Annotated in this window: 12 protein-coding genes; 5 read left to right on the plus strand and 7 right to left on the minus strand. The window is 66.9% G+C overall.

What is annotated here, in order from left to right; genetic code table 11:
* On the minus strand, positions 1-882 hold an 882-nt coding region (locus tag AC1DVI_RS22275), incomplete at its 3' end, for a flagellin (protein ID WP_476959830.1).
* A 396-nt stretch (positions 883-1278) separates the two neighbouring features.
* Between AC1DVI_RS22275 and AC1DVI_RS22280 the strand changes: the two genes are divergently transcribed.
* On the plus strand, positions 1279-1746 hold the full coding sequence (locus AC1DVI_RS22280) for a RidA family protein (RefSeq protein WP_149166645.1): 468 nt from the start codon (positions 1279-1281) through the stop codon (positions 1744-1746).
* 91 nt (positions 1747-1837) lie between these two features.
* Positions 1838-3058: a GNAT family N-acetyltransferase gene (locus AC1DVI_RS22285; RefSeq protein ID WP_476959831.1), complete on the plus strand. Its 1221-nt coding sequence runs from the start codon at positions 1838-1840 to the stop codon at positions 3056-3058.
* On the opposite strand, the gene AC1DVI_RS22290 is transcribed toward AC1DVI_RS22285, so the two are convergent.
* Positions 3052-3528, minus strand: a complete 477-nt coding sequence (locus AC1DVI_RS22290) for a nucleoside deaminase (protein ID WP_476959832.1) — start codon at positions 3526-3528, stop codon at positions 3052-3054. The genes AC1DVI_RS22285 and AC1DVI_RS22290 overlap by 7 nt on opposite strands.
* Before the next feature lie 179 nt (positions 3529-3707).
* On the opposite strand from AC1DVI_RS22290, the gene AC1DVI_RS22295 reads away from it, so the two are divergent.
* On the plus strand, positions 3708-5018 hold the full coding sequence (locus AC1DVI_RS22295; protein WP_476959833.1) for a pentapeptide repeat-containing protein: 1311 nt from the start codon (positions 3708-3710) through the stop codon (positions 5016-5018).
* 3 nt (positions 5019-5021) lie between these two features.
* Here AC1DVI_RS22295 and AC1DVI_RS22300 read toward each other — a convergent pair whose 3' ends face one another.
* On the minus strand, positions 5022-6137 hold the full coding sequence (locus tag AC1DVI_RS22300; RefSeq protein WP_149166649.1) for a CaiB/BaiF CoA transferase family protein: 1116 nt from the start codon (positions 6135-6137) through the stop codon (positions 5022-5024).
* A 139-nt stretch (positions 6138-6276) separates the two neighbouring features.
* Between AC1DVI_RS22300 and AC1DVI_RS22305 the strand changes: the two genes are divergently transcribed.
* Positions 6277-6468 (plus strand): YegP family protein, encoded by a 192-nt coding sequence (locus AC1DVI_RS22305; RefSeq protein ID WP_476959834.1) that lies wholly within the window; start codon positions 6277-6279, stop codon positions 6466-6468.
* Between the two features lie 82 nt (positions 6469-6550).
* Here the strand turns inward: AC1DVI_RS22305 and clpA are convergent, their stop codons facing one another.
* The 4 genes from clpA to AC1DVI_RS22325 all read right to left on the minus strand — a co-directional run bounded on the left by clpA (position 6551) and on the right by AC1DVI_RS22325 (position 10962).
* Positions 6551-8866: an ATP-dependent Clp protease ATP-binding subunit ClpA gene (clpA, locus tag AC1DVI_RS22310; RefSeq protein WP_145626772.1), complete on the minus strand. Its 2316-nt coding sequence runs from the start codon at positions 8864-8866 to the stop codon at positions 6551-6553.
* Positions 8867-8874: 8 nt separating this feature from the next.
* Positions 8875-9201, minus strand: coding sequence for an ATP-dependent Clp protease adapter ClpS (gene clpS, locus AC1DVI_RS22315; RefSeq protein WP_035672033.1), 327 nt, complete (start codon positions 9199-9201; stop codon positions 8875-8877).
* A gap of 466 nt (positions 9202-9667) precedes the next feature.
* Complete coding sequence (locus AC1DVI_RS22320) at positions 9668-10165, minus strand: phasin family protein (protein ID WP_476959835.1); 498 nt, start codon at positions 10163-10165, stop codon at positions 9668-9670.
* 260 nt (positions 10166-10425) lie between these two features.
* Positions 10426-10962, minus strand: coding sequence for a phasin family protein (locus AC1DVI_RS22325; RefSeq protein ID WP_149166651.1), 537 nt, complete (start codon positions 10960-10962; stop codon positions 10426-10428).
* Between the two features lie 418 nt (positions 10963-11380).
* Between AC1DVI_RS22325 and AC1DVI_RS22330 the strand changes: the two genes are divergently transcribed.
* Entirely contained in the window at positions 11381-12142 is a 762-nt protein-coding gene (locus tag AC1DVI_RS22330) for a proteasome-type protease (RefSeq protein WP_476959836.1), read from the plus strand.
* Positions 12143-12152: the final 10 nt, after the last annotated feature.

Consider the following 12152-nt stretch of genomic DNA (forward strand, 5'->3'; position numbering starts at 1 on the left):
TTCGACGGTGATGGTGAAGCTGTCGCCGGCTTCGATCGTGCCGCCCAGCGTCACCTGGGTGACCTGCGCGGTGCCCGTCTTGGCCGCCGTCGTCGTGTTGGCGGCCATGGTCTGGCTGTTGTCGAAGTAGGTGATCGTGCGCGACTCGTCGCCGTCCGTGATGATGAACGACCGCTCGCGGCCCGACGCGCCGCGGACTTCGATCTGCACGTCGGAGAAGCTGCCGAGCGTGCTCGCCATCGTGCCGGACAGCTTCAGGCCGACCAAGCCGTGGGCCATTTCGGCGCTGTTGATCTCGCCGGCCGCGCCCTCGATGGAGCCGTCGCCCTTGATGCGCACCGTGTAGGTGTCGGCTGACACCACGTTGGTGATGCGGGCGTTCTCGATGCCCTGGATGGTGTTGACGGCGCGGCGCGACTCGCTGGTGGAGTCCATGCGCAAGCCGTTGCCGGCCAGCAGGTTCTTGCCGGCATAGCCGCTGTCGCCGGCCAGCTTGTCGATCTGCTCCTTCAGCGCGTTGAACTGCGAGGCGAGCGTCTTGCGGGTGGCGACCGCGCCGGCGTCGGAGCCCAGAGCGGAGTAGGCGGCGGTGGTCAGGCCGCGCGCCTGCTCGATCATGCTTTCGATCGCGGTCACGCCCTTGTCGGCGGCCTTGATGGTGCTGATCGACTGACCCATGGCGTCCTTCAACGACGACAGGTCACCGGCGCGCTGGGTCAGGCTCTTCGCTGCGAAGAACGAAGTCGGGCCGTCGAGCGCCGAGTTGATCTTGTTGCCGGTCGAGAGGATGTTCTGCTTGACACCGATCTTGTCGTTCACGCTCTGCAGCTGCAGCAGATTCGTGCGCATTGACGCGGTGAGAGTGACGTCGTTGATGGCCATGGTTCCAAGTCTCCTTCTGAGGCTCGCCCCGCGGCTGGTGCTTGAAACCGAAGCGAGGCAACGTGCATTTGCGCGGTCCTCCCCTATCAAGACCCGTGCCAGTTTGTGCGTTTTCCAATAAGATATTGATATCAAACAAAATAAATGATGCTTGCGCGATGAGTCGCCGACAGCCGCCGGGATGGTCCTTCCCACGGTGGCGGAAAGTTTTGCCGGGCAGAAAGGGTGTTGCGCTCCGGACTCCGGGACAAAACTTCCCAGTTGGGGCGAGTGCGTGCGGTGCCGGTAAGCTCTTGGTGACGGCGGAGGAGGGAGCTATCGTCGGGGTCTCGCACCCATCGGGGCGCCACCCATCGGAGCGTACTCGGCGCCCGCAACGAAGACGGAGGGATGAGCATGGCCGGACGCATCGAGGCGCGGCTGAAGGAGTTGGGGATCGAGCTGCCGCAGGCGGCGGCTCCGGTGGCGGCCTATGTGCCCTACACCCAGTCGGGCAACACGCTCTACGTGTCGGGGCAGGTCACCGTGTGGAACGGCGAGCGCCGCTTCGTCGGCAAGCTGGGCCAGGACTTCACGGTGGAGCAGGGCCAGCAGGCGGCGCGGCTGTGCGCCCTGAACATCATCGCCCAGGCGAAGGCAGCCTGCGGCGGCGATCTCGACCGGGTGGCGCGCGTGCTGCGGCTGGGCGGCTTCGTCAACGGCACGCCGGATTTCCACGACCAGCCGCTGGTCATCAACGGTGCGTCGGAGCTGATGATGCAGGTGTTCGGCGACGCCGGGAAGCACGCCCGCGCCGCGGTCGGCGCCCCGTCGCTGCCCGGCAACGTGGCGGTCGAGGTGGACGCCATCCTCGAACTGGCCTGATCCGGGCTCCCGATCGGGGGGAGGGGGCGGGCCTCTTGCCGCGGCGCGGCAAAGTGCCCACCTCCCTCGGCGTACCCGCGAAGGAGAGAGCATGCCCGACGGCAAGGACAGCGGCCCCACCCCCGGCGCCGACCCCGCGGCCGGGGGGACGATCACCGTCAAGGTCCTGACCGGCATTGGTCTGGCCGATCCCCAGGAATGGGACGCCTGCGCCGGGCCGGACAACCCGTTTCTCAGCCACGCCTTCCTGCTGGCGCTGGAGGAATCGGGATCGACCGTCGGCCGTACCGGATGGCAGCCCAGTCACCTCGTCGCCCTCGACGGGGAAGGGCGGATCATGGGCGCGGTGCCGCTCTATCTGAAGAACCATTCCTACGGCGAGTATGTCTTCGACCACGCCTGGGCGCACGCCTATGAGCGGGCGGGCGGGCAGTATTATCCGAAGCTGCAATGCGCCGTGCCCTTCACCCCGGTGCCGGGGCCGCGCCTGCTCGTCCGGCCCGGCGCCTCGACCCAGGGGATGGACGCGGTCGCCGGTGCCCTGATCCAGGGGATGGAGGAGGTGGCGCGGCGCTACGGCGTCTCCTCCGTCCACGTCACCTTTCCGGAGGAGGGCGACTGGCGCCGCCTCGGCGAGGCCGGCTGGCTGCTCCGCGAGGGCGTGCAGTATCATTGGGAGAACCGCGGCTACACCAGCTTCGACGACTTCCTGGGCACCTTGAACAGCCGCAAGCGCAAGGCCATCCGCAAGGAGCGCCGCGAGGTGGCGGAGAGCAGCGTCCGCTTGCACAGCCTGACCGGCGCCGACCTGAAGCCGGAGCATTGGGACGCCTTCCACCGTTTCTATCTGGAGACCGCCGACCGCAAATGGGGCGGCGGCTATCTGAACCGCGCCTTCTTCCGGTTGCTGGGCGAGACCATGGCCGACCGGGTCATGCTGGTGATGTGCGAGGACGACGGGGAGTGGGTGGCCGGCGCCCTGAACCTGATCGGGACCGATGCCCTCTACGGCCGCAATTGGGGCTCCGACGGCAGCTACCGCTTCCTGCATTTCGAGGCGTGCTATTACCGCGCGCTGGACTTCGCCATCGAGCGCGGCCTCGGCCGGGTCGAGGCCGGCGCCCAGGGGGAGCACAAGATCCAACGCGGCTATCTGCCGGTGCCGACCTACAGCGCCCACTGGGTGGCCGACCCCGGCTTCCACCGCGCCATCGCCGACTACCTGCGCCGCGAGCGGCCCGGCGTGGCGGCGGAGCGGGAAGCGCTGATGGAGTTGTCACCCTACCGCCGGGACGGCCATTTGGATCAGTAAGGAACGCGGTCGGGACGGGCGGCCCAGTCGTCGAAGACGGCGCGCGCCTCGTCGGCCAGAAGGCGCTGCATGGGAATCGCCCGCTGCTCCAGCGGCAGGGCGATCTCGGTGTAGAGGAAGGCGTCGTCGAAGCCGATGGCCGCCGCGTCGTCGCGCGCGTTGGCGTAGACGATGCGCTCGATCCGCGCCCAGTAGATGGCCGACAGGCACATCGGGCAGGGCTCGCAGCTCGTGTAGACGGTCGCCCCGGCGAGGCTGAAGCTGCCGAGGTCGCGGCAGGCGTTGCGGATCGCGACGACCTCGGCGTGCGCCGTCGGGTCGTTGGTGGAGGTCACGCAGTTCCACCCCTCGCCGATGATCCGGCCGTCCCGCGCGATGACCGCGCCGAAGGGGCCGCCGGCGTTGCCCTGCATGTGTGTGCGGCTGAGCGCGATGGCGCGGCGCAGGCAGTCCGTGTCGAAACTCGTCATGCTATCCCTCTCCCAAACCCTAACCGTGTTGTCGTTCAACCGTTTGGCAACCGACCCACAGCCCGGTCGGACATGCGTCCGGGACATTGCAGGGGCGGCGGACGATTGGGGATTTCCCCTTTACTGCCCCTGCGCAAGGCGTAGTGTGGGCGCGAACAGCCGACCGACGGACCCGCCCGATGACCGACCGCACCATGGAATTCCTGAAGCAGGTGCGGGACCATCTATTCTATCTCAAACTGAAGCCGGGCGGTGTGCGCCTTCAGGCGAAGGGCGTCGATCTGTCGAGGCTCCGGCTGAAGGGCTTCAACCTGCAAACGGCTATCCTCACCCAGGGCAATTTCTCCGATGCCCAGCTCGAGGAGGTCAGCTTCGCCATGTCGGATCTGTTCGGGGCAAATTTCAGCCGGGCGAAGCTGGTGGGCTCCTCCTTCGCGCGGGCGGACCTGCGCGGAACGAACTTCCTGAAGGCCGACCTGACCCGCACCGACTTCGAGGGGGCCGATCTGCGCCCCGGCCAGATCATGGTCCACCGCGCCGGGCGCGAGGACGAGGAGGAGCGGCGGCCCGCCAACCTGACGGACGCGCGGATGGACGGCGTCAACTTCAAGGGCGCCGACCTCAGCCACGCCGAATTGGCCAACGCCTCGACGGCGGGCGGCAACTTCAGCAACGCCAACCTGTTCGCCGCCAATCTGGCCGGGGCCGACCTGACCGAGGCGAACTTCAGCGGGGCCAAGATGAAGCGCGCCGTGCTGAACGGCGCCAATCTGACCCGCGCCATCCTGCGCAACGCCGACCTGCGCGAGGCGACCCTGCGCAACGTCGACCTGACCGTGGCGGACACGCAAGGCGCCAACCTGAGCGGCGCCGTCTATATGAGGAACGCCGACGCTCTGCCGACGCCGGTGCGCGGCGTGCTGGACGCCCACATCCTGTGGATCAACAGCGGCGGCGGGGCCGGGCTGCGGGCGGACTTCACCGGGATGGACCTGCGCGGGCTGGACCTCACCGCCTGCGACCTGTCGGGCGGGGTGTTCCGCGACGCCAATCTGGACGAGGCCCGGCTGTCCAACGCCTCGCTTTCGCTGGCCGATTTCGGCGGGGCCAGCCTGCGCCGGACGCGGCTGGATCAGGCGGTGCTGACCGGGGCGAACCTGAGCGGGGCCGACCTGACCGGGGCGGATCTCCACGGCGCCGATCTCGGCATGGTGGAGTTGCGCAACCCGGACGGCACCCCGACCGGGCGGAACTGGCCGGCCAACCTGACGAACGCCACGCTGGCCGCCGCCGACCTGCGCGGCGCGCGGCTGACCGGGGCCAAGCTGGCCGGCGCCAGCTTCGAGATGGCCAACCTCGCCTCCGCCGACTTGCGCGGCTGCGACGACGCGGCGGCGAACCTGTCGAAGGCCAGCCTGATGGGCGCCCGCCGCGGCCCGCTGGACGCGCGGCCGCCGCGCGACGGCGGCGGGCCCCTCATCGCCCTATAGGCCTCACGTCCAGGTGGCGAGCACCGCGGCCGCCGTGGACTCGCGCAAGGGAGCCCGCTCGGGCGGAGTCCCGCCATCGACGCGCAGGCCCATCAGGGTCTCCACCAGCGGCTCCGGTCCCGACGTGACGCGGATCTGGCCGCGGGCGGCGATGTGCGGGTGGTCCGGCATTTCCGCCAGCGTCGGCAGCGCCTCGAAGCAGCAGTCCACCGGATCGAGCAGCGCCTTCCAGTCGGCGAGGCTGCGGCTGGCGAACAGGGCGCCCACCTCCTCAATCAGGGCGGTCTGGGGCAGCGGGTCGGCTTCTTGCCGGACGATCCAGTCGGGGCGTCCCACCGCTTCGCAGAAGCCTTGCCAGAACTTGGCCTCCAGCGCCGACAGGGTGGCGAAGCGGCCATCGGCGGTGCGGTAGATGCGGTAGCAGGCGGCCCCGCCCGACAGCAGCGCCTCGCCGCGGGCCGGGACCTCGCCGCGGGCGTCGGCGGTCAGGTTGACGCCCTGCCAGCCCAGCACCGTCTCCATGATCGACAGGTCGAGGAAGCAGCCCTCGCCGCTGCGCTGGCGCCCGAACAGGGCGGCGACCACAGCCAGCGCCGCCTGCTGCGCCGAGGCGAAGTCGGCGACCGGCGGGTGGCTGATCGAGGGACGGTCCGGTGTGCCCGACGAATCCAGCCCGCCGCCGACCGCCATGTAGTTCAGGTCATGGCCGGCCCGCCGGGCGTAGGGGCCGCTGCTGCCCCATCCGGACAGGCTGGCGTGGACCAGCCGCGGGTTCAGCGCGCGCAGCCGGGCGTGGCCCACCCCCAGCTTGTCCAGCACGCCGGGGCGATAGCTTTCCACCAGGGCGTCGGCCCCGGCGATCAGCCTCTCGAAGGCGCCGCGGTCGCCCTCGTCCTTCAGATTCAGGCGGATGACGGTCTTGCCGGCGTTGAGCAGCTTGTAGGCGGCGGTCGTGCCGTCTGCGTCGGTGGGGCCCATCTTGCGCAGCGGATCGCCGCTTGGGGCCTCTACCTTCACCACCTCGGCGCCGAGGTCGGCGAGCATCTGGGCGGCGTAGGGACCCGGCAGATACTGGCCGAGATCAATGACGCGCAGTCCGCTCAGGAAGGGCAGGGGCATGGTGCGTTTCCTCCGTCTTCATTCTGTGGGCGCCGCCGCTGAGGAGTGTCCGTGATGCGGCGTCGGGAATGCAACCGTCCGCCCCTCACATTCGTGCCGTCTCCGCCGTCCGTATCAGACCAACGGCGAGGAGGACAACATGTCCACGGGCAAGGCTCCCAAGTACAAGGTCTACAAGGATCACCGCAACGAATGGCGCTGGACCTTCCTCGCCGCCAACGGAGAAGCCATCGCCGTCAGCAGCGAGGGCTACACGGCCGAGCGCGACTGCCTGCACGGCATCGCCCTGATGAAGAGTTCCAACGACGCGGTCGTCCTGGTCGAGGAATAAGCGCCGGCAGGCTTTTCCGAATGCCGCACAAAAAGAAAGGGGGCCTTGCGGCCCCCTTTTTCGCGTTCCGTGCGACGTGGCGTCATTCCGCCAGTTCGTGCACGACCTCGTCCTCGTCCTCGTCGCCGGAGCGCCGCTTGCGCGACCCCTCGGTGTAGTCGAAGGCGGGCTTGTCGTCCTTCACCGTGACCTTGACCAGACCACCCTTGGCGAGCTTGCCGAACAGCAGCTCCTCCGCCAGCGGCTTCTTCAGGTGCTCCTGGATCACGCGGCCCAGCGGACGCGCGCCGTAAAGCGGGTCGTAGCCCTTCTTGCCCAGCCACTCGCGGGCCTGATCGTCCAGCTCGATCGTGACGCCGCGGTCTTCGAGCTGCGCTTCCATCTGCATGATGAACTTGTCCACCACGCGGTTGATGACCTCCTGGGTCAGCGGCGCGAAGGGAATGATCGCATCCAGACGGTTGCGGAACTCCGGCGTGAACAGCTTCTCCACCGCTTCCATGTCCTCGCCGACCCGACGCTCGCGCTCGAAGCCGATGGCCGGCTTGGCCATGTCCGCGGCGCCCGCGTTGGAGGTCATGATGAGGATGACGTTGCGGAAGTCCACCGTCTTGCCGTTGTGGTCGGTCAGCTTGCCGTGATCCATGATCTGCAACAGGATGTTGAACAGATCCGGATGCGCCTTCTCGATCTCGTCGAGCAGCAGCACGCAATGCGGATGCTGGTCGATGGCATCGGTCAGCAGGCCGCCCTGGTCGAACCCGACATAGCCCGGAGGGGCGCCGATCAGGCGGGAGACGGTGTGCCGCTCCATGTACTCCGACATGTCGAAGCGGGTCAGCTCGATGCCCAGCGTGAGGGAGAGCTGGCGGGCCACCTCGGTCTTGCCGACGCCGGTCGGGCCGGTGAACAGGTAGTTGCCGATCGGCTTCTCCGGTTCACGCAGGCCGGCACGGGCCAGCTTGATCGCGGAAACCAGCGCGTCGATGGCCTTGTTCTGACCGAAGACCATGGTCTTCAGGTCGCGTTCCAGGTTGAGGAGCGTTTCCTTGTCGTCGCGGCTGACCGACTTCGGCGGGATGCGGGCGATCTTGGCGACCACCGCCTCCACGTCCTTGACGGAGATCTTCTTCTTCCGCTTGTTCTCCGGCAGCAGCATCTGCGCGGCCCCGACCTCGTCGATGATGTCGATGGCCTTGTCGGGCAGCTTGCGGTCGCCGATGTACTTCGCGGACAGCTCCACCGCCGAACGGATCGCGTCGTTGGTGTAGCTCACCCGGTGATGCTTTTCGTAGTAGGTCTTGATCCCCTGGAGGATCTTGATCGCATCCTCGACCGTCGGCTCGTTGACGTCGATCTTCTGGAAGCGCCGGACGAGCGCCCGGTCCTTCTCGAAATAGTTCCGGTATTCCTTGTAGGTCGTCGAACCGATGCAACGCAGCGAGCCGGAGGCGAGGGCCGGCTTCAGCAGGTTCGAGGCGTCCATCGCACCGCCCGAGGTCGCACCGGCGCCGATGACCGTGTGGATCTCGTCGATGAAGAGGACGGCACCTTCCGTGGCCTCCAGTTCGGAGACGACGGCCTTGAGGCGCTCTTCGAAGTCGCCGCGGTACCGCGTACCGGCGAGCAGGGAGCCCATGTCGAGCGCGAAGATGGTGGCGCCCTTCAGCACCTCCGGAACCTCGCCATGGACGATGCGGCGGGCCAGCCCCTCGGCGATGGCGGTCTTGCCGACACCGGGGTCACCGACATACAGCGGGTTGTTCTTCGACCGCCGGCACAGGATCTGGATGGTCCGTTCGACCTCCTGCTCCCGTCCGATCAGCGGATCGATCTTCCCGCTGGCCGCCTTCTTGTTCAGGTTGACGCAATAAGCCTCTAGGGCTTCGCTGCCTTTCTTCACGACCTTCTCCGCCGCCGCGTCCTCGTCGGCTCCGGTAACGCGCTTCGCTTCCGAGCGGCCCGGGGCCTTCGCGATTCCGTGAGAGATGTAGTTCACCGCGTCGAAACGGGTCATCTCCTGCTCCTGCAGGAAATAGACCGCGTGGCTTTCGCGTTCAGAGAACAGGGCGACGAGCACATTTGCTCCCGTCACCTCTTCACGCCCCGACGACTGGACGTGGATGGCCGCGCGTTGCAGCACCCGTTGGAAGCCAGCCGTCGGCTTCGCATCATCGGGCCTGTTCGTGATCAGGTTCGCAAGCTCGTTGTCGAGGTAATCCGAGAGTTCGGCGCGCAGGCGGTCCAGATCGACCCCACAAGCGCGCAAGACGGCCATTGCATCGGCATCCTCGGTCAATGCGAGCAGCAAGTGTTCGAGCGTCGCGTATTCGTGCCTGCGCTCGTTCGCATGGGCCAGGGCTCGGTGCAGCGTCTGTTCCAAGTTACGCGACAGCATCTGTGGCCTTAATCCTTTTCTAGCGTACATTGCAGCGGGTGCTGGTTCTGGCGCGCAAAGTCCATCACCTGCGTGACTTTCGTCTCCGCCACTTCGTAGGTGAACACACCGCACAAGCCCACGCCCCGCCGGTGCACATGCAGCATGATCCGTGTCGCCTCCTCGCGCGACTTGGCAAAGAAGCGCTCCAAGACATGAACGACGAATTCCATAGGTGTGTAGTCGTCGTTCAACATCAAGACCTTATACATCGAAGGCTTTTTAGTCTTAGGCTTGGTTTTGATGACCACGCCCGTAGTGGTGCCCTCGTCGCCGTGTTTGTCGTTTTCGGCCATGGTCTCAACAGGTCAGCATCGCGATGTACGTCGCATGAATGATATGAGAACTCCGGGCACGGTGGGAAGGGGCCGTTTTCGGTGAGTCCCCATTTGGGAGAGGCCCATTCGGAACGAAACCTGCCCGGCTACCCCGGAATTGGTGGAAAACATCCGTTTTGCGGCAGAACTGCCACGCCGGCGTGCCAAAAATGGCACGGCCGGCGCCCGGTGCCGGCATCCTGTAGATGCCCATCGCCCGAAAACAAACAAGCCCGGCGGTTTGCACCGCCGGGCTTTCCCGGAACTTCACAATGCCGTGAGGCGGTAGGATCTAAAGCGGTACCGCCTTGCGCCGTCCACGCCCCCGGACGGTTGCGTCCCGGGGGCGATGGAGGTGGGAGCCGCCCCGGCCTCGCGGCCGGGCCTGTGAAATTGCTGGCTCCGGGTCATTTTGTCTCAGGCTGACGTCTGGGGCCGGCCTGGATCAGGCGGCCTTCGCCACAACCGTCTTGGACACCGGCTTGGACAGCGTCTCGACCGTGACCTGGAGGCGGTCGTTGATCGGCGCGAAGGCGTCCTTGGCGGTCTTCAGCGACAGCTCCTGCAGCTTGGCGCTCTCCTTGACGAAGGTCTCGAAGCTCGCCTTGGCGAAGCTGCTCTGCAGCTCGACCAGCTCCTGGATGGTCTTAACGGCCAGCAGGGCCTTGCCGGTGGCGGCGCTCTTCTCCAGCGAGGACTGGGTGAAGGAGGCGACCTGCTTGCCGGCTTCCTCGGCGCCCTTGGCGACGATGGTGCCCGACTTCACGACGGCGTCGACGTTGCCCTTGGTCAGGGCGGTCAGCTCGTCGAAGCCCTTCAGGATCTGGGCCGAGGCCTTCTCGAACTGCTCCTGCTGGGACTTGACCAGGCCGTCCACGTTCAGCTTGGCGGCGGACACGGCGTCTTCGAAGGTCTTGGTGGCGGCGGCGAACTTGTCGGTCATGGAACGGCTCCTCGAATTTCATCGGGTTGACCCGCGCCGGACCCACCGATTGGCGACCGCGCGGATGATCCGACCAGCGACCCCGTGGCTTCGGGCGTCGGGTCGATGCTGCAATGCAGCATGACTAAACTTAGGGCAGGGGAAGGCGCCTGTCAACGGGATTTTGTGCGGTGCACAAAAACTTTGGCGCGTCTCGGCCAGCCCCTTCACGCGCGAAACCCGGCCGTTGGGGAACGGCCGGGATTCGGCGTGCGGCCGCGTCAGGCGGCGATCGGCTTGGACAGGGTGCTGACGGTGACCGACACGCGGTCCTTCAGCGGGGTCAGGGCCGCCGTGGCGACGCGGGTGCCGATGCCCTGGAGGCGGGAGGATTCCGCGACGAAGGCGTCGAAGCTGGCCTTCACATACTCGCTCTGGAGATCGACGACCTCCTTCAGCGACTTGGCGGTCAGCAGGGCCTTGCCGGTGGTGACCGACTTGTCGAAGGAGGCTTGGGCGTAGGCCGACACCTCGCGGGTGAACTCCTCGGCGCCCTGGGTGGCGATGCTGCCGCTCTGGATCAGCGCTTCCACGTTGGCCTTGTTGAGGGCCTGAAGCTCGGCGGAGATCTTCAGGAGCTGGGCGGACAGCTTCTCGACCTGCTCCTTGGTGACGGAGGCGGTCTGCTCGAACGTCTTCGCGGCCTGCTCCTGGCCGGCCTTGACGAAGCCCTCGACCTGCTCCTTGGCCTGGGCGGCGGCGCTCTCGAACGCCTGGGTGGGGGCGGGGGCCGGCTTGGCCTTCGTCACGGTCGTCATGCCTTCGTTCCTTCCTTCGTCGAAGCCCGGCGCGCATCAACCCGGACCGGCGGACCGTCCGCCTGTGGGGCGCAGACCGGCTGCGTTGGGGAAGCCCGGACGGGTCCGGGCCCAAAATTGCTGCAGTGCAGCAATGGCTAAACTATGGGCAGTTGTCCGTGGAGTCAACAAAAAATCTTGTGCGCCGCACAATATATCAGTTGAGCCTGTCCCCTTTGCTTGGCGGTACGGCGCAAGCCCCACCGTTCCGCCAAAGGGGAAAACCGATCCACTTCGGTTCGACTGGGCGGAGCCTTTACGAAAGCTTTACCGCCGATCGTGCCCAATCCTACCCTGCCCGCCGAAGGGACGCGCTTCGGCCAAAGGTCAGACCAACCGCGGCGGAACGTCGCAGCTTTCAGTTCGGGAACGTTCTTTCATGACCTATTGCCTCGGCATCAAGACCCGCGACGGCCTGATCGGCCTGTCGGACGGGCGCATCACCAGCGGCTCGCAGCTGTCGTCCGCGCGCAAGGTGACCATGGTGGGCAGCGGCGGGGACCGCTTCTTCATCCTGAACTCCGGCCTGCGCAGCGTGCGCGACAAGACGCTGGCCTACCTGCGCCGCGACATGTCCCGGCGCCGCGGCGAGACCTACCCGACCATGCTGGACGCGCTGTCGGCCTTCACGGCCTGCCTGCGCCAAGTGGCGACGGAGGACAAGGAGTCGCTGGAGGCGTCCAAGCTGGCCTTCAACCTGCACGCCATCATCGGCGGCCAGCTCGCCGAGGACCGCGAACCGTACATGTTCCTGGTCTATCCGGAGGGCAACTGGATCGAGGTGGACGAGCGCACGCCCTATCTGTCGATCGGCGCCACCGCCTACGGCAAGCCGATCCTCGACCGCGCGCTGTCCTACAGCACGGACATGCAGACGGCGCTGAAGATCGCCTACCTGTCCTTCGACAGCACGCGCTTCTCGTCGAACGACGTCGGCTTTCCCATCGACATGGTGACGTTCAACGCCCAGGAGCGGCTGTGGCGCCAGTCGAACTTCGACTACGACGACCTGGTCGAGCAGCGCCTGTGGTGGAACCGGAACATCACCGAACTGGCCCGCCGCATGCCGGACGGCCCGTGGGTGGACACGCTGCTGTCCGCGGGCGCGCGGGCGGATGTCGCTGAAGAGGAAGTGGTCTAAACCTTTGCCC

Source organism: Azospirillum sp. P4_B5 (assembly GCF_056402275.1).

Coding starts and splice junctions, on each gene's coding strand:
- AC1DVI_RS22290 (WP_476959832.1), bottom strand. CDS start 3,528: ATGACGAGTTTCGACACGGACTGCCTGCGCCGCGCCATCGCGCTCAGC.
- AC1DVI_RS22295 (WP_476959833.1), top strand. CDS start 3,708: ATGACCGACCGCACCATGGAATTCCTGAAGCAGGTGCGGGACCATCTA.
- AC1DVI_RS22285 (WP_476959831.1), top strand. CDS start 1,838: ATGCCCGACGGCAAGGACAGCGGCCCCACCCCCGGCGCCGACCCCGCG.
- AC1DVI_RS22330 (WP_476959836.1), top strand. CDS start 11,381: ATGACCTATTGCCTCGGCATCAAGACCCGCGACGGCCTGATCGGCCTG.
- clpS (WP_035672033.1), bottom strand. CDS start 9,201: ATGGCCGAAAACGACAAACACGGCGACGAGGGCACCACTACGGGCGTG.
- AC1DVI_RS22305 (WP_476959834.1), top strand. CDS start 6,277: ATGTCCACGGGCAAGGCTCCCAAGTACAAGGTCTACAAGGATCACCGC.
- clpA (WP_145626772.1), bottom strand. CDS start 8,866: ATGCTGTCGCGTAACTTGGAACAGACGCTGCACCGAGCCCTGGCCCAT.
- AC1DVI_RS22280 (WP_149166645.1), top strand. CDS start 1,279: ATGGCCGGACGCATCGAGGCGCGGCTGAAGGAGTTGGGGATCGAGCTG.
- AC1DVI_RS22320 (WP_476959835.1), bottom strand. CDS start 10,165: ATGACCGACAAGTTCGCCGCCGCCACCAAGACCTTCGAAGACGCCGTG.
- AC1DVI_RS22325 (WP_149166651.1), bottom strand. CDS start 10,962: ATGACGACCGTGACGAAGGCCAAGCCGGCCCCCGCCCCCACCCAGGCG.
- AC1DVI_RS22300 (WP_149166649.1), bottom strand. CDS start 6,137: ATGCCCCTGCCCTTCCTGAGCGGACTGCGCGTCATTGATCTCGGCCAG.